General features: G+C 30.3%; 16 protein-coding genes. 14 read left to right on the top strand and 2 right to left on the bottom strand.

Annotated features, from left to right (window positions below; all coding sequences use genetic code 11):
- The first annotated feature begins 6 nt into the window (after window positions 1–6).
- From OCU47_RS07765 to OCU47_RS07785, 5 genes are read left to right on the top strand one after another with little or no spacing between them, the layout of a single operon-like run.
- Complete coding sequence (locus OCU47_RS07765; RefSeq protein ID WP_261828029.1) at window positions 7–1,677, top strand: DAK2 domain-containing protein; 1,671 nt, start codon at window positions 7–9, stop codon at window positions 1,675–1,677.
- Window positions 1,678–1,731: 54 nt separating this feature from the next.
- Window positions 1,732–3,765, top strand: a complete 2,034-nt coding sequence (gene recG, locus OCU47_RS07770) for an ATP-dependent DNA helicase RecG (RefSeq protein WP_261828030.1) — start codon at window positions 1,732–1,734, stop codon at window positions 3,763–3,765.
- 44 nt (window positions 3,766–3,809) lie between these two features.
- Window positions 3,810–4,367 (top strand): 16S rRNA (guanine(966)-N(2))-methyltransferase RsmD, encoded by a 558-nt coding sequence (gene rsmD / locus OCU47_RS07775; RefSeq protein ID WP_261828031.1) that lies wholly within the window; start codon window positions 3,810–3,812, stop codon window positions 4,365–4,367.
- A 1-nt stretch (window position 4,368) separates the two neighbouring features.
- Window positions 4,369–4,848, top strand: a complete 480-nt coding sequence (gene coaD / locus OCU47_RS07780; RefSeq protein WP_261828032.1) for a pantetheine-phosphate adenylyltransferase — start codon at window positions 4,369–4,371, stop codon at window positions 4,846–4,848.
- 34 nt (window positions 4,849–4,882) lie between these two features.
- A complete protein-coding gene (locus OCU47_RS07785) occupies window positions 4,883–5,425 on the top strand; it encodes an ATPase (RefSeq protein WP_261828033.1) in 543 nt (180 codons plus the stop codon).
- Here the strand turns inward: OCU47_RS07785 and ylbJ are convergent.
- Window positions 5,408–6,559, bottom strand: a complete 1,152-nt coding sequence (ylbJ, locus tag OCU47_RS07790; RefSeq protein ID WP_261828034.1) for a sporulation integral membrane protein YlbJ — start codon at window positions 6,557–6,559, stop codon at window positions 5,408–5,410. The two genes, OCU47_RS07785 and ylbJ, sit on opposite strands and share 18 nt — an antisense overlap.
- Window positions 6,560–6,618: 59 nt before the next feature.
- Complete coding sequence (locus OCU47_RS07795; RefSeq protein WP_261828035.1) at window positions 6,619–7,818, bottom strand: nucleotidyltransferase; 1,200 nt, start codon at window positions 7,816–7,818, stop codon at window positions 6,619–6,621.
- Between the two features lie 338 nt (window positions 7,819–8,156).
- On the opposite strand from OCU47_RS07795, the gene pta reads away from it, so the two are divergent.
- The 9 genes from pta (at window position 8,157) to smc (ending at window position 18,218) form a co-directional block, all read left to right on the top strand.
- A complete protein-coding gene (gene pta / locus OCU47_RS07800; protein ID WP_261828036.1) occupies window positions 8,157–9,167 on the top strand; it encodes a phosphate acetyltransferase in 1,011 nt (336 codons plus the stop codon).
- Window positions 9,168–9,179: 12 nt separating this feature from the next.
- A complete protein-coding gene (locus tag OCU47_RS07805) occupies window positions 9,180–10,379 on the top strand; it encodes an acetate/propionate family kinase (protein ID WP_261828037.1) in 1,200 nt (399 codons plus the stop codon).
- 109 nt (window positions 10,380–10,488) lie between these two features.
- Window positions 10,489–11,004 carry a YceD family protein gene (locus OCU47_RS07810; protein WP_261828038.1) on the top strand — a complete coding sequence of 172 codons (516 nt, stop codon included), beginning with the start codon at window positions 10,489–10,491 and terminating at the stop codon, window positions 11,002–11,004.
- Between the two features lie 2 nt (window positions 11,005–11,006).
- Window positions 11,007–11,189: a 50S ribosomal protein L32 gene (gene rpmF, locus OCU47_RS07815; protein ID WP_261828039.1), complete on the top strand. Its 183-nt coding sequence runs from the start codon at window positions 11,007–11,009 to the stop codon at window positions 11,187–11,189.
- 54 nt (window positions 11,190–11,243) lie between these two features.
- Window positions 11,244–12,242, top strand: a complete 999-nt coding sequence (plsX, locus tag OCU47_RS07820; protein ID WP_261828040.1) for a phosphate acyltransferase PlsX — start codon at window positions 11,244–11,246, stop codon at window positions 12,240–12,242.
- A gap of 98 nt (window positions 12,243–12,340) precedes the next feature.
- Window positions 12,341–12,571, top strand: coding sequence for an acyl carrier protein (gene acpP / locus OCU47_RS07825; protein WP_261828041.1), 231 nt, complete (start codon window positions 12,341–12,343; stop codon window positions 12,569–12,571).
- A 96-nt stretch (window positions 12,572–12,667) separates the two neighbouring features.
- A complete protein-coding gene (rnc, locus tag OCU47_RS07830; RefSeq protein WP_261828042.1) occupies window positions 12,668–13,366 on the top strand; it encodes a ribonuclease III in 699 nt (232 codons plus the stop codon).
- Window positions 13,359–14,399, top strand: a complete 1,041-nt coding sequence (locus OCU47_RS07835; protein ID WP_261828043.1) for an elongator complex protein 3 — start codon at window positions 13,359–13,361, stop codon at window positions 14,397–14,399. Before rnc ends, OCU47_RS07835 begins: the two co-directional genes overlap by 8 nt.
- Before the next feature lie 261 nt (window positions 14,400–14,660).
- Window positions 14,661–18,218: a chromosome segregation protein SMC gene (gene smc, locus OCU47_RS07840; RefSeq protein WP_261828044.1), complete on the top strand. Its 3,558-nt coding sequence runs from the start codon at window positions 14,661–14,663 to the stop codon at window positions 18,216–18,218.
- Window positions 18,219–18,228: the final 10 nt, after the last annotated feature.

An 18,228-nucleotide genomic window follows, 5' to 3' on the forward strand; every position in this document is an offset into this window, starting at 1 on the left:
AAAAAAATGAAGTGTACTAAAATTAATGGCATAAATTTCTACAATATGGTTATCCATGGAAGCAATAAACTTGAGGAGCAAAGTGATTTTGTTAATGCATTAAATGTCTTTCCAGTACCAGATGGAGACACAGGCACAAATATGTCAATGACTTTTAAAGCTGCTGTAAAAGAAATAGAAAAAATGAATAGTGAATCAATTGGAGAAGTATCTAAAAAATTAGCTAAAGGTGCTTTAATGGGAGCGAGAGGTAACTCAGGAGTCATTCTTTCTCAAATTTTTAGAGGAATTTCCAAAGGATTTGAAGGAAAAGTTGAAGTAGATGCTAAAGAGTTAGCTTTAGCTTTAAGAGAGGGTTGTAATTCCGCATACAAGGCAGTAATGAGACCTACAGAAGGAACTATTTTAACGATTATAAGAGCAGCAGCTGAAGCAGCAGAAAAGGCTGTTGAAAGTAATTCAAGAATAGATATAACAGAATTAATGCAAGTTGTAGCTAGAGAAAGTAAAATCATGTTGGACAAAACACCAGACATGTTACCTGCTTTGAAACAAGCAAAAGTAGTGGATTCAGGTGGAACAGGGCTTCTTATTATTCTTCAAGGAATGTATGAAGTTTTAAGAGATGGAATTGAAGCATCAATTCAAAACTTTGCGCCTAAAGGAGAAGGTGCTTCTGCAGTAAACAGCTCTGCAGCCAATAATTTAGCTAGTCATGAAATTAAATTTGGATATTGTACTGAATTTATTATTTTGGGAGATGCAAACAAGGCAAATAATTTTAAAAACAGCATAGAACATTTAGGGGATTCTATGGTGGTAGTTGGATATGAAGATGTAATAAAGGTTCATATTCATACAAATGATCCAGGAGCAGTTCTATCTAAGGCGATAAAGCTAGGAGAATTATCAAAGCTTAAGATTGATAATATGAGAGAAGAACATAGAAATATGTTAACTGAACAAGAACAGGGACAACAAGAAGCTTCTATTTCAGTTGATACAGTAGAGACTGAAAAGAAAAAGTATGCTTTTATATCAGTAGCTATGGGTGAAGGTATAAGAGATATATTCTCTGATTTAGGTGTGGACTATGTTATAGAAGGCGGCCAAACTATGAATCCAAGTACAGAAGATATAGTTAACTGTATTGATAAATTAAATGCTGAACATGTATTTGTACTTCCAAATAATAAAAATATTATTATGGCAGCTAATTTGGCAGCTGATGTATCTGAAAGGAATGTGCATGTGATTCCTACTAAAACAATTCCACAAGGTATTACATGTGTTACAATGTTTGATCCTAAAGCAGAAGTTGAAGAAAATATTGAAATATTAAATAATGCAATAGAATCTGTGAAGAGTGCCTCAGTTACTTATGCAGTTAGAGATACTGAAATGGATGGAATTGAAATCAAAGAAGGAAACATACTGGGGTTGGAAGAAAGCAAGATAAAAGAAGTTGGAAACGATAAGTTTGAAGTTACAAGAAAGCTTGTAGAAAATATGGTGACTGAAGATAGTGAACTTATTACAATCTTCTATGGAGAAGATTGTAATGAAGATGAAGTAAATGACTTTGTATCTGAACTTGAAGATAAATATGAAGATTTAGATGTTCAATGTTATTCAGGTAAGCAACCGTTGTATTATTTCATATTATCAGTTGAGTAAGAAAAGCGACCTAGTCGCTTTTTTATTCTATTAAACAAAAATGGAGCAAAATCAATGAATCTATATGATGATATTAAATTTATAAAAGGTGTTGGCCCAAAGTTTGAAGAAAAGTTGAATAAGTGTGGCATATATAATGTTCTAGATATGTTGCTATATTTTCCTAGGGATTATCAATATATTAGTGGAAATATAGATGTATCAGAAATTAATGAAGAAGAAAAAATAATTTTAAGCTGTAAAGTAGTTAGAATAAATAAGTCTTTCAGAACTAGAACGGGCAAGATTATGACTGAAGTTGATTTTACATATGCAAATCATAATATTACTGCCATTTGGTTTAATACCCCCTATATTATTAAAAACTTTGTTTTGGGTAATGTTTATAACCTTATGGGAAAGTTTAAATTAAAGGGGAGTAAATTTGAGGTAATAAGTCCTCAAGTAACTTGTAATGAATCAGTGGAAAAGGAGATAATACCGATTTATCCGCTTAAGGGTGATCTTACTAATAAGTCTTTGTATAAGATTTTAAGTTATGCAATAGAAAATGTTAAAATTATTGATAACATGCCAGATAATATTATTAAAAAATATAATTTGTGCAGTCTAGAGCAAGCAGTGAGAGAAATACATTTTCCTAGTAGCAATGATTTACTACAAGCAGCTATTACTCGGTTGAAGTTTCAGGAATTATTTAATTATTCTATGAAACTGCTATTGTTAAAGAAAAGGTTAAAGACAAATGGAAATGGGATTCAATACAGTATTTCTAGCGAACTTTCTATATTAAAGGAAAAATTACCCTTTGAGCTTACTGAAGCACAAAATAAAGTTGTGAGAGAAATTCTATTGGATGCCAAGAAAAAAACTCCTATGAATAGATTGGTTCAAGGAGATGTTGGTAGTGGAAAAACTATTGTAGCTATAATTGCAATGTTTAATGCCTACAAAAATGGTTATCAAGTTGCAATGATGGCTCCTACAGAAATTTTGGCAAAGCAGCATTATGTAGAGATAAAAAATGTATTAAAGGATTTTGATATTGATGTAGAATTACTAACAGGAAGTACTTCGGCTAAGGAAAAAGTTAGAATTAAAGAAAAAATAGCAACAGGAAATCCTTTAATTGCTGTAGGAACTCATGCTCTTATACAAAAAGATGTAGAGTTTAGTAGGTTAGGCTTAGCAATTACAGATGAGCAACATAGGTTTGGAGTTGAGCAAAGAAGTAAACTTACTAATAGTACAGATAAAGCGGATGTGCTAGTAATGACGGCAACTCCAATACCAAGAACTCTTGCTTTATATCTTTATTCTGATTTAGATGTATCAATTATTGATCAATTGCCACCAGGAAGAAAGGCTATTAAAACTGAATTGTTTAGAGAATCCAACAGAAATGCAGCTTATGATTTTGTACTAGAAGAGATAGAAAAAGGCAGGCAGGCTTATATTGTTTGTCCGTTAATTGAAGATTTAGAGGAAAATAAACTTAACTCAGTTGAAAGTTTATATGAAGAGTTATCAACTAGCATATTTAAAGGCTATAAAGTTGAGATGATGCATGGAAAATTGAAGGCAAAAGAAAAAAATGATATTATTGATAGATTTAAAAATAATGAAACACAGGTTCTTATTTCAACTACAGTTATAGAGGTTGGTGTCAATGTTCCTAATGCGTCATGCATGGTTATTGAGAATGCAGAAAGATTTGGTTTGGCTCAACTTCACCAATTAAGAGGAAGAGTTGGAAGAGGACAATATCAATCCTACTGTATTCTAATTGCTAATATAAAATCAAAAGTAACAGAAAAACGTATGAATATTATGACTGAAAGCACAGATGGATTTTATATTTCTGAACAAGATTTTAAGCTAAGAGGAACTGGTGAGATGTTTGGTTTTAGACAAAGCGGTGATAGCGGACTATTATTAGCAGATTTTGTTGAGGATATTAATATGCTAAAATGTGCCTATAATGAAGCTAAACTATTAATCAATAGTGAAGATGGAAAGATTAAAGAATTATGTGTTTCTATAGAGAAAAGTTTAGTAAAAAGCAGCAAGTTTATTTGCTTTAATTAAAATATCATATACTCGATTTGAGTTTTACTTAGGAGGACGAATAAATGAGAATTATTTCAGGAAAAGCTAGGGGAAAGAAAATATTATCTCCAGCAACATATGAAACAAGACCTACATTAGATAGAGTGAAGGAAGCTATGTTTAACATAATACAAACTTATGTCCCAGGAGCTACAGTTATTGACGTTTTTTCTGGCACTGGAAGTTTAGCCTTAGAAGCTGCTAGCAGAGGCGCAAAAGAATGCTACTTAGTGGATAAAAGTCCAGTTACATTTCCTATTCTAAAGCAAAATGTAGAAAATCTTAAATTTGGTGACTTTTGTTTTCCATTAAATATGGATGCATATGCAGCCTTAGAGTATGTATGGAAAAAAGGTAAGAAATTTGATATAATTTTTGTAGATCCACCTTATATGAAGAATTTAATCCCTAAAGCTATTGAAATTATAGACGAAAAAGAATTGTTAGTTAAAGATGGTATCATAGTTACCAAAATAGATACCAGAGAAGAAATTTATGAAGGTACAGACAGGATTAAACTAACTAGGAGCAAAAAGTATGGTCAAACAACTGTTTGTTTTTACAAGATAGAGGAGGACTAAAATGAAAATAGCTGTTTACCCAGGAAGTTTTGACCCAATTACTAATGGTCATTTAGATGTTATAGAGAGAGGAACTAAGATTTTTGATAAGTTAATAGTTGCAGTTCTTATTAACGATGCAAAAAAAGGTCTTTTCGATTATGAAGAACGAGTTGAACTAATAAGAAAGGTTACAAAGCATTTACCTAATGTAGAAGTTGAATGTTTTGATGGTCTTTTAGTGGATTTCATGGAACAAAAAGATGCGACAGTTATCTTAAAAGGACTTAGAGCTATGTCTGACTTTGAGTATGAGTTCCAAATGGCTCTTATGAATAAAAAGTTAGATAATGAGATAGAAACTTTATTTATGATGACTAATGCACAATATTCATATTTAAGTTCATCAGCCGTTAAACAGGTTGTTAAATTTGGGGGCTGCATAAAAGGATTAGTTCCTGATATAGTAATTCCAGCATTAGTGAAAAAAATGAAAGATTAAATTAAGTTATATTTTTACAGGGGGAGGAGATAGCATGAATAAATCTGATAGAATGGACATTGTAGAATTGTTAGAGTATCTTCAAGATTTAATAGAAAATTCTTCAAAGGTTCCCATAACAGGTAAAGTTATTTTAGATAAAAAAGAGATTTTAGAAGTAATTGAGCAAATAATAAATTATCTACCAGATGAATTTAAGAAAGCTCAATGGGTTATGGGTGAAAAGGATAGAATATTATCAGAAGCCAAAAAAGAGCATGAGACTATAAAAGCAGAAACTTTGTCTTTGATGAAGAAGCAGGTGGAAAATCACGATATTGTTAAGGAAGCACAACTAAAAGCACAGGATATAATAACTCAAGCTCAAAGAGAAGCTAAGGAAATGAGATTAGGGGCTAGAGATTATGCTGATGAAGTGTTATCTCAACTGGAAAATGAAATAAATCAAACTACAGGTGCAATTTTAAATAAGATTAAAATTGATGTAGAAGGTTTTGCTACACAATTTTCTGATGATATGAGCAAAACCTCTGGATCAATAAGAAAAAATATAAAAGAATTAAGAGATATGAAATAGTTTATATACTAAAACACATAATACTAATAGTAATGATATCAAAAGTTCTAGCCCTAAATACAGCGGTAGTGTTGGCGAAGAATTAGCGAAAGTAGTTACTGTAGTTGGAATGAAAGAATATGTTATTAGACTAAGTACGGAAGCTATGGCTCCCTGTAATAGTTTTAAAATAACATATTTTTTTATGTTTAAATTGTACTTATATAAAAATGCGTTGACTTGAGCTATTACTGATATACTTCCAAAAGCACATAAAAAGCTTAGTATACATAACTTATATTTAATATTCATGCTGAATAATGATATAAGGTTACAACCGTTTGTAAGGTCTAGCATTCCTATAGTAACACCATAAATATTATGAATTGCAGGAATTGGATTTTGTAATTTTAATAAAATATAATTTGTAATAACGTTATTTTTTATGATATTAATTAATATTGAAAATATTATTACATAACCTCCAACCATTAGCACTCCATTAATTCCATCCATTATGGATTCTTTTAATATTAATCCAATATTCTTGGATTCTTCGATATTTTTAGGTGAGTTAACACTACAGGAATTTTTCTTTTTTGTAAGAAGTCCTATGATAAAAGCGGATAAAAAATTGCATCCTAATATTATGAATCCCCAAAGTTTATTTCCTAACATACTAAGTCCAACAGCACCTATAGTGAATATAGGTCCAGAATTTGTTGCGATATTTATAAGTCTTTGAAACTCATCTTTGTTAATATACCCCTTTTCATAAAGCTCAGAACTATATTTTGCACCAATGGGGTATCCACAAAATATACTAGCAACCAAAGCAAAGCTAGAGCTTTGAGAAAGACCCAGAGGTTTGCAAAGAATTGGACCAACTATTTTTGAATATATGTTTATACCATCATAGGCAATTAGAATATTGCAAATAACCATAAAAGGAAAAATTGTTGGGAATATTGCTGTAATGAAAAGTTTTGCTCCAGCTAAAGAATATTGAATACATACTTCAGGTTTCACTACAAAGTATAGAAAGACTAATGATAGTAAAATAGTAGCCAACAAATTTCTTGATAAATTGAGTTGTTTTAATAAGAAGATAATTAAAATAATTATACATAGTGATAAAAAAATAATACTATACATGTGATACCTCCAATCCCATACATAGTATTTATATTAGATTAATTATAAAATTATTAGTATTATTTAATTATTGGGCTAGTTAAATAATCTGCATTATAGTTTATGTGTTTATTTAGTAGTGAGTAACAATTAGTTGAAGCTATATCTAATTTAAGCATGGGGTCATTTATTTCACGTGGCAGTTTAGTTATAATTTCTATATCTCCTCTAAGCTTTATCTCTTTCAGGATTTCTCTTCCTCTTCTATTTAGTCCTAGTACCCTTAGATATTTGGGCGCCGTTTTTCTGAGTTGATGAATAGGATAGTTTTCAAAGCCTAAAAAAATATGACATAGAATCCGTGATATTCTTGTAAGAGTGTATCTTTTGCTCTTTGTTCTAAACAATAAATCTTCATAACTATTACAATTTATTAATTCTTTAAGTATTTTATTATCTAATCCTTCAGAAACATCTGGTATAGCTGATAATAAATCTGGAGTTGTAATTAGTTTATATTTAATAAAATTAAACATATGGTCTTCAATAGGAAAAGTATATTTATTATCTGTTAATTTTTCCAATATAGCAAAAGAACTTTCTGGCATTAACCTTTTGCACTCATCTAAATTGTTATTTTGAATTAATTCACGTACAGCAGTAGCACTAGCAAGCTTGGTAAATGCAACTGTGTCATTATAGTTTGAACCAACCCGTTTTATTGATACAGGTGTTATGCTGCTTTTCAATTTTAATATGCTTTTACAATATTCGATTCCTAAAATGTTATTGGGAGAATTAATTAAATTGCTTAAGGTTTCATCATTCATAATATTACCTATTACTATTTCTCTTGCCTTAGGAAAGGATATTCCTTTCTTCATTTCATTTTTTACTTGAAGATTAAAATTTTCTATGTTATTTAATAAAATTGTTGCAATAGATTTTAAAATCTCTGAATCTCCAATTTCGCTTCCAAAACAAAGACTATTTACTACATTAGTAGAGTTAAGTATACTTACAGCCCCGAAACTAAAAAATTCTGCAGATGAGGTAGCAAAAATAGTAGGTAGTTCTATAACTAAATCAACTCCGTTTTCCAAAGCCATTTTTGTGCGATTCCACTTATCTAATATGGCTGGCAATCCACGTTGCGTAAAGTTACCACTCATTACACAAATAATGCCATCACAGTTTGTGAGTTTTTTGCTTTCATCTATATGAAATTTATGTCCATTATGAAATGGATTATATTCTGTAATTATTCCTGTTATATTCATGTGTTCTCCTTTAGAATAAAATTAGCTTATATAAATTTAAAGCCTATAATTAATTTGAATATTATGATTATAACATTTTTTTTATAAAAATTTCATGTAATTATAATCAATATATTATTTTACAACTGAATTAAAGAAAAAAATATATAATTATAGTACTTTTTGTAATTAATATATACGAAATTTGTACTGATGAATAAAAATTCAGATTATTATAAAAAAAGTGAAAATAAGAACAATAGTTTTTTTGGGTATAAGCCTTGAAATTAATCACTTTAAAGGAGTATAGTATAATAGTAAATGCATATTTGATATGTACTGGAAGGAGAATTTGAAATATGAGATTAATGGAAAAGATATATGAAATGGCAAAGGCCAATAAGCAAAGAATAGTATTGCCAGAAGGTGAAGAGGAGAGAACTATTGTTGCAGCTCAAAAAATATATGAGCAAGGTCTTGCAACTGTTATTTTAATAGGAAATAAGGAAAGAATAGCTGCAAAAGCCAGAGAACTTGATGCAGATTTAACAGGAATTGAAATCATTGATCCTGAAACTTCAGAAAACCTTCAAAAATATACAACAGCTTTCTATGAACTTAGAAAGAATAAGGGTATGACTAAAGAAAAGGCTGAAATAATTGTAAAAGATCCACTTTATTTTGGAACGATGATGGTTAAATTAGACGATGCAGAGGGTATGGTTTCAGGTGCAATACATACAACAGGAGATTTATTAAGACCAGGTCTTCAAATAATAAAGACTGCGCCAGGAGTTTCAGTAGTATCTAGTTTCTTTATAATGATGGTTCCAGGTTCTACTTACGGAGAAGAAGGAATGCTTTTATTCTCAGATTGTGCTGTTAATCCAAATCCTACAGCAGAGCAATTAGCGTCTATAGCTATTGCTACAGCAGATACTGCTAAACTATTGTGCAAGATAGATCCTAAAGTTGCTATGCTTTCATTCTCAACAATGGGAAGTGCAGAAAGTGAACTTGTTACTAAAGTTAGAACAGGTACTGAATTAGCAAAACAAATGAGACCTGATTTAGCTATAGATGGAGAATTACAATTAGATGCAGCTATTGTTAAGAAGGTTGCAGATTTAAAAGCACCTGATAGCAATGTTGCAGGTAAGGCTAATGTACTTATATTCCCAGATCTTCAATCAGGAAATATAGGCTATAAATTAGTTCAAAGATTTGCAAAGGCAGAAGCAATTGGACCTATATGTCAAGGTTTTGCGAAACCAATCAATGACTTATCAAGAGGATGCAGTGAAGAAGATATAGTTAATGTAGTAGCTTTAACTTCAGTTCAAGCTATAATCAAAAAAGAAAATGCATAGGGGGTAGAGTATATGAATATATTAGTTGTAAATTGTGGTAGTTCATCTTTAAAATATCAATTAATTAACATGCTTACTGAAAAACCGTTAGCAGTAGGTTTAGTAGAAAGAATAGGAATACAAGGCTCTATTTTAACTCAAAAGGTAGAAGGTAGAGATAAATATATAATAGAAACTCCAATGAAGGATCACAATGATGCTATAAAATTAGTTTTAGATGCATTGGTTGATAATGTTCATGGTGTTATTAAGTCTATGGACGAAATTAATGCTGTAGGACATAGAGTTGTTCATGGAGGAGAAAAATATTCATCATCTGTAGTAGTGGATGATGAAGTTATGAAGTATTTAGATGAGTGCATAAAGCTAGCACCTCTTCACAATCCACCAAACATTATTGGTATTGAAGCATGTAAGAAAATGATGAAGGATACACCTATGGTTGCAGTATTCGATACAGCTTTCCATCAAACTATGCCTGAAGAAGCATATTTATATGGACTTCCATATGAATTATATGAAAAGCATCATATAAGAAGATATGGATTCCACGGTACATCACATAAATATGTTTCACAAATTGCAGCAGAGTGTATGCATAAAGATATAAAGGATTTAAATATAATCACTTGTCACTTAGGAAATGGTGGAAGTGTTACAGCAATTAAGAACGGAAAGTCTATAGATACTTCAATGGGCTTTACTCCATTACAAGGTATTGTTATGGGAACAAGATCAGGAGATATTGATCCAGCAATTGTAACTTATTTAGTTGACGAGCTTGGTTATTCAACTAAGGAAGTAAATGATTTACTTAATAAAAAATCAGGAATTCTTGGATTAAGTGGAACTAGCAGTGATTTTAGAGATGTTAGAGCAGCTGCTTCTGAAGGAGATCATAGAGCTCAGCTTGCATTAAATGTATATTATTATTCAATCAGAAAATATATAGGTGCATATTTTGTAGCTATGGGTGGTGCTGATTGTCTAGTATTTACTGCAGGAATTGGAGAAAATGCCTATGAAACTAGAGAAGGTATCTGCGAAGGTCTTGAGTGTTTAGGAATAGAAATTGATCTTGAAAAAGATAAGGTAAGAGGAGAACTTGCAGAAGTTAGCAAGGATTCTTCTAAGGTTAAGATATTTGCAATACCAACAAACGAAGAGTTGATGATTGCAAAAGAAACTATGGAAATAATAAATAACAAATAAAATTTCCTTGACTTTTAAAATGCGACTTTATATAATTAATTGTGTTGCAACTAAATAATGTTATTCAAGGAGTGTGAACTAATCAAGCCTAGCCTTGAATTAGATATTTATGATATTAGATTTTGCAGAAATTAGATCTAAAATGGAAATGAATAAATCTTTAGATTTTTCAATTGATGTACCAGGAAAAACTGAGTTTGATGGAGAACATATTGAGTTCTTATGTCCAATAACAGTACAAGGTAAATTATCACTTTTAGATGAAATAATTTTATTAGATGTTAACCTTACTTCAGAGTTAAAGTTAACATGTTCAAGATGCCTTGAAACTTTCAAGTATCCTATTAATTTAGAGATGCATGAAAAGTTTACAAATAATATAAGTAAAGAAGATGAAGAGAAAGATTTGATTCTTCTTGAAGGTGATAGATTAGATATCACTGAAATGGTAATTGATTATATATTATCAACATTACCGATAAAGAAACTTTGTAATGAAAATTGTAAGGGACTTTGTCAACACTGTGGAATAAATCTAAATAAATCTGTTTGTAACTGTGACAATGAAGATGTTGACATCAGATTTGCAGCACTTAAAGATTTGTTTGGAAATAAGGAGGTGTAACGATGGGAAATCCAGCTAGAAAGAAATATAGAGCTAGTAGAGATTCAAGAAGAGCACAAACTTTTAAAGCTAGCTTACCAGGTATTGTTGAATGTCCACAATGCCATGAATTAAAGCTTGCACATAGAGTATGTAAGAACTGTGGATACTACAACGGTAAGGAAGTAGTTGCTTCAGCAGAATAAAGAAAGTCTTAAGACTTTCTTTTCTTTTATATTCAAAAAAAGGAGCTGTAATTTATGAAGATAGTACTTGATGGAATGGGTGGAGATAACGCACCACAAGCGGTTATATCTGGTGCAGTGGAAGCTTTAAAGGAATTTAAAGATATAATTCTATATATAACTGGAGCTGAAGATAAAATCACAGAAGAATTGTCGAAATATGATTATGACAAGGATAGGATTAAGGTAATAAATACAACTGAAGTTATAGGAACTAATGAGCATCCTGTTATGGCGTTAAGAAGAAAAAAAGATTCTTCATTAGCTGTTGCACTTAATTTGGTAAAAAACAAAGAGTGTGATGCTATCATATCCGCTGGAAGTACAGGTGCTTTTTTAGCAGGCTGCACCCTTATTGTAGGGAGAATAAAAGGCATAGATAGACCAGCGCTAGGTCCTATAATGCCAGGTAAGAATGGACCTTTTATGGTAATTGATTCTGGTGCCAATGTAGACTGTAAACCTGAGTATTTAGTTCAATTTGGGAAGATGGGAAAAGTTTATTGTGAAACTATATTAAAGCAACCAAATCCAAAGGTTGGACTAATTAATATTGGAGCAGAAGAAGAAAAAGGTGATGAATTAACAAAGGCAGCATATAAGCTTTTAAAGGAATCAGAACCCAATTTTTCAGGGAATGTAGAACCGAGAGATGTAACTTTAGGTGATGTGCCAGTGCTTGTTTGTGATGGATTTGTAGGCAATACAGTACTTAAGATGTATGAAGGGGTAGCTTCAACTTTATTCAGTGTTATAGGCAATGAAATAAAATCAACTAAGCGTGGTCTTTTGGGAGGTTTGCTTCTTAAACCATCTTTTGGAAACATAAAGAAGAAGTTTAATTATAAAGAATATGGTGGAGCACCATTTTTAGGCGTAGATGGAATTTGTGTTAAGGCTCATGGTAGCTCTGATGCAAAGGCTTTTAAAAGTGCTATAAGACAAACATACATCATTAAACAAAATGACACGATAGAGAAGATAAAAAAAGAAATAGAAGAATTTCAAGGATAATTTATTAAATTTTTTTTATTTAATATGCCAACTAATATTGACTAGTTTATTTATATATACTATTATCTAAGTAAGCTGACTATAGGAGGTGAATTGAAATGTTTGAACAAGTTAAAGCAATTATAGCTGAAAAGTTAAGCGTAAGTGAAGATGATATAACAATGCAGACTTCATTCATAGATGATTTAGGAGCAGATTCATTAGACATCGTTGAACTTATCATGGCTTTAGAAGATGAATTAGATATGGAAATTGCAGATGAAGATGCAGAAAACTTTGTAACTGTTGGAGATGTTGTTAATTACATTAAAGGACACAAAGGCGAATAAAAATATCCCGCTTAGGGCGGGATTTTATTTTAGTTAGATTTATTCTTGAGTTTATTGAAAAGTAAGCTGAAGAATAAACCTTGAGGAGTTGAGGTTTTGAATAAAGTAGAAATAAAAAAGGTAGAAGAAAGACTTGGGTTTGAGTTTAATAACAAAGATATTTTAGAAGCTGCGTTAACTCATAGTTCCTTTGCAAAACAATATGTTGGTGTAGAATATAATGAAAGATTAGAATTCTTAGGTGATGCTGTACTTCAATTATGTGTAACCAAATTTTTGTATAGTGAACATACTGATAAGAGTGAAGGGGAGCTTACAAGAAAAAGAGCTTTAATTGTATGTGAAAACTCTCTTTTGGAAGTATCAAAAGTATTAGGTCTTGGTTCGTTTATAAGACTTAGTAAAGGCGAAGAAATGACTGGTGGAAGAGAAAGAACTTCAATTCAAGCGGATTGTGTTGAAGCTTTAATAGCTGCAATATATTTAGATCAAGGAATGGAAGTTGCAGATAAATTTATTTTAAATAATTTTAAAAGTATAATAACAAGAACTTTAAATAACGAAATTGTTCTTGATTTTAAAACTAGACTGCAAGAAGTTCTTCAGGAAAAAGGTGAAGTTAGCATAGAATATGAGTTAGTTAAGTTTGAAGGGCCTCCACATAGAAGAAAGTTTTATACAGAAGTTAAAGTTAACAATGAAAGTATGGGAGAAGGAGAAGGATATAGCAAAAAAGGTGCGGAGCAAAATGCTGCTAAACTTGCGCTAATCCACTTAGGGAAATATCATGAGTAGAAATTATTATATAATTCCTATATTTGTTCCTCATGAGGGATGCCCTCATGATTGTGTGTTTTGTAATCAAAACAAAATTACTGCTAGCGAATCAGATAAAGTTGATGCAAGTTTTGTAAGAAATACAGTTGAAGAATATAAGAAGACTATAAATAAAGATTCAGCTACTGTAGAAATATCATTTTTTGGTGGAACATTTACCGCTATTCCACTTAGTAAGCAAAGAGAATTATTAGAAGTAGCTAAAGAATATAAAACAAATGGATATATTGATAAAATTAGATTATCCACAAGACCAGATTATATAGATGATGAAATTTTATCTCATTTAAAATTTTATGGTGTAGACATTATAGAATTAGGAGTTCAATCTCTTGACGATGAAGTACTTAGAAGGTCAGGTAGAGGGCACAGTGTAGAAGATGTAATACGAGCATCAAGATTAATAAGAGAATATGGTTTTACATTAGGGCATCAAATTATGTTGGGCTTACCGGGGGATACATTTGAAAAAGACATAGAGACAACTAAGATGTCTATTGAAATGAAACCTAACATATGTAGAATATATCCTTCTTTAGTTATTAAGGATACTCCTATGGAAAAGATGTTTTTAAGAGGAGATTATAAACCATATTCCTTAGATGAAGCTATAGAAATATCTAAAGTTCTCTATACTATGTATAAAGATGCAAGAGTAAATATAATTAGAATAGGTCTTCAACCTACAGATAATATAAATGTTAATGGAGATGTGGTAGCAGGTCCTTTCCACCCTTCATTTAGAGAGTTAGTAGAATCTTCAATATTAAATGATAAGATTTATGAGGCTGTTTCAAAATTTGATGGAGATGTTGAAATTACATTAAGTAATAGAACAATTTCTAAATTATATTCAAACAAAAAGAAATATTTTAATGAGTTAAAAGATAAAGTATTTCCTAAAAAGATTACTATAGAGCTTGATAATAATATTTTATTTAATAATGTTATGTTAAAGGTTGATGAAGAGTATAATTTTTTATCAATTTAACTATTAGTTCATAGGTAAAAAGGCATTGTTTAATCTTGGCGTGGTTTTGGTAAATAACCAATACTGCGCCTTTTAATTTTTATGTACACTTAGATTGTTGATATTTTTTTTATCATGATATAAACTAATGTATGATAGGAGTGATAGTTATGAAACGTAAAAATAAGGATATATTTATAAAGGTTGTAATTGTTTTGATTTCACTAATGTTTTTATTCACATTGGTGCCAGCTATTTTATTTACAAGGTAGGGAGTTATACATGTTCTTAAAATCATTAGAAATACGAGGGTTCAAATCATTTTTAGATAAAACTGAATTAGACTTTAAGCAAGGCATTACAGCAGTGGTTGGACCTAATGGTAGTGGTAAAAGTAACGTTTCAGATGCTGTAAGGTGGGTTCTAGGAGAGCAAAGTGTAAAAACCTTAAGAGGCGGTAAGATGGAAGATGTTATCTTTGCAGGAACTCAATTTAGAAAACCTGTAGGATTAGCACAGGTTTCTTTGACTTTAGATAATACAGACGGTGCTTTGCCAATAGAATACTCTGAGGTTACTGTAAGCAGAAGAATTTTTAGATCTGGTGAAAGTGAATATTTAATTAATAATAGACAATGTAGATTAAAAGATATAACTAATCTATTTATGGATACAGGTATAGGAAAAGAAGGTTATTCATTAATTGGGCAAGGAAAGATTGATGCAATATTAAATGGAAGACCAGAAGAAAGAAGATCTTTATTAGAAGAGGCAGCAGGTATTGTAAAATATAAGACAAGAAAAGAAGAAGCGGAGAAAAAGCTTTCAAATACTAATCAAAATTTAGTAAGAATAGATGATATAATATCTACCTATGAGGAAAGGTTAGAGCCTTTAAGGGAACAAAATATAAAGGCTCAACAGTTTATTGAATATTCTGGTGAATTAAAACAAAGAGAATTATCTTTGTTATTTCACAATATTGCTATTTTTCAAAATGAGATGACCAAGATTGAAGAAGAATTAAAGCAATTGTACGGAAGTCATGAACAATTAAAAAATGAATACATTGAAACCAAATTGTCCTTAGAAAAGTTAGATAAACAGTTAGAGGAAATGGAAAGTTTAGATCTTGAGGAACGCGGTACATTCTATAAAAATAAAGAGAAAAAGCAAGAACTTGAGTCTGAGATAGATATTCTAATAGAAAGACTTAAAAATATAGATAGTTTAGTAAGTTCTAATCTAAAAGAAAGAGAATTATTAGAATTTAGAAAGCAAGAACTTATTAGACAAGAAGCAAATTTTAATATTGAATTGGAAAAGAAGGTTCTAGAAAAATCTGATTTAGATAAGAATCTAAGTTGTATGGAAGAAAGCATAAGTAAAGTTTCTAGAGAATACAATTATCTAAAAAATACAGAAATTCAATGTAATGAGAATAAATTAAAATATATTAGATTAATTTCAGAGCATAATAATAAAAATATGCTTGTAGAAGAACAGATAAAAAATTTAGAGGATAATATTAATCAAATAAATTCAAGTTATGTTAGTTCTCAGGATTTGATTAAAATAAATTATTCTACTAGATGTAAATTGGAAGAGAAAATAGACTCATTAAAAAATGAAATAACAATAAAGTCAGATAGTATTTCAACAAAGAAAAAGAATATGACCAATTTATTTAGTGATACTACAAGAAAAGAAAATGAATATGCTTCTTTAAAGGATAAGATTAACAAAGTTCAAGCTAACAAGAATATCCTATCAAACTTAGAAGAGCAATATGAGGGATATAACAAATCTGTTAAGAGATTATTTGAACTAATAGACAGTGGAAAAATTGCAGTTGCAAATATGAGTTATGCTATTCTTGGAGAAATAATCAATGTAAAGAAGGAATATGAAACTGCTGTAGAAATAGCCTTAGGAAATGCAATATCAAATGTAATTACTGATAATGAAAATATAGCTAAGAAGCTTATAGGTGAACTAAAAGATAGAAAACTTGGAAGAGCAACTTTTCTACCGTTAAATACTGTTAATGGCAAAAAGTTAGTACTTGATAAATCAGCATTGAATTCTAAAGGATACTTAGGTATTGCTAGTGAACTTATTGATTTTGATGAAAAATATAGATTAGCAGTGGAACATACCTTGGGTAGAACTATTGTTTGCGATAATATGGATAATGCTTTAAATTTGGCCAAGCTATTAAAGTATTCAGTAAGAATAGTTACTTTAGATGGCGAAATAGTGAATCCAGGTGGTGCTCTTACAGGAGGATACGTTTATCACAAAAGTACTAGCATTATTAGTAGAAAAAGAGAAATTGATGAATTAGCATTAGAAGAAACACAGCTTAAGGCTAAATTAGAAAATTTACAGAAAGCTATTAAAGAAAATAGAGAAAAAATTAAAGTTATGGATGAAGATATTATAAATTGCAAAGAAGATATCCATAATATGAATATAGACATAGCTAAATTGGATAGTGAAATATCAAGTTTAGATAAAGAGTCAGCTAAACTTACTAATGCTGCAAAACTTAATGAAACTCAAGTTAACAATTACAAGATGAAGATTGAAGCTATAAATTCTGAAAAAGTTAGTATGGATTCTAAAATCCAAGAGATTAGAAATGGTGAACAATTAAATCAAGAAAGATTAGAAGCTACAGAGAAACAAATTAAGCTTGTGGAAACAGAAGTGAATAGGCTTAAAGAGCAGTTTACAGAAGAAAAAATTAAAAGAGCGACCTTAGAAGAATTAGTCAATAACAAAAAAAATGAAATTGAAAGAATTCAAAGAGAGGTTTCTCAAAGTGATGAAAAAATTTGTGCTATAAGTAAAGAAATTGATGAAAGCAAGATTAATAAAGAACAGTGGAATCTTTCTATTGAAAGCAATAAACAAAATATTGAAAGTATTTCAATATTGATTTATGAAATTGATAAAAAGATTGAGCAACGTGAAATTGAGAGAAGAACCACAAAAGAACAATATAAAATTGAAAATTCTAAAGTTGAATCATTAAGCCTGCAGATTGGTAAGATGGAGGAGAACATTCATAAAATTGAAGTAACCAAAGCAAGAAAAGAGCAAGAAAATGAGTCTTATCTATCACAATTAAATGAAGAATTTGAATTGACTTATGCTGAAATTTCAGATAAAGTTGCAATATTAGAAGATATTAATTCAGTTACTAAAGAAATACAAAAATTAAAAATAAATATAAGCAGTCTTGGTAACGTTAATGTAGCGGCTATAGAGGAATATAAAGAAGTTACAGAGAAGTACAAATTTATGACAGAACAAAGAGATGACTTAGTAAATTCAAGAGAAGAACTTTTAACTGTAATAGAAGAAATGACTCAAAAAATGAGGAGCTTATTTAGTGAAAACTTTGTGATTTTGAATAAAAACTTCAATGAAACATTTATGGAACTTTTCAAGGGAGGAAGCGCACAACTTATTTTAGGTGAGGGAGATGAACTGACTTCTAATATAGAAATAAATGTTCAACCACCAGGTAAAAAGCTACAAAATATAAATCTTATGTCTGGAGGAGAAAAGGTGTTATCTGCAATAGCTTTGGTTTTTGCAATTCTAAAAATGAAACCTACACCTTTCTGTATTCTAGATGAAATAGAAGCTGCTCTGGATGATGCTAATGTAGATAGATATGCTGAATTCTTGAAGAAGTTTTCAAACAACATACAGTTTATTGTTATAACACATAGAAAGGGAACTATGGAGGCAAGTGATGTAATGTATGGTGTAACTATGCAAGAAAAAGGTATTTCTAAAGTAGTTTCTGTAGATCTTACAAAATAGGAGGAAAGAA

The sequence above is a fragment of the Clostridium sp. TW13 genome (assembly GCF_024345225.1).
Lineage (GTDB): Bacteria > Bacillota > Clostridia > Clostridiales > Clostridiaceae > Inconstantimicrobium > Inconstantimicrobium mannanitabidum.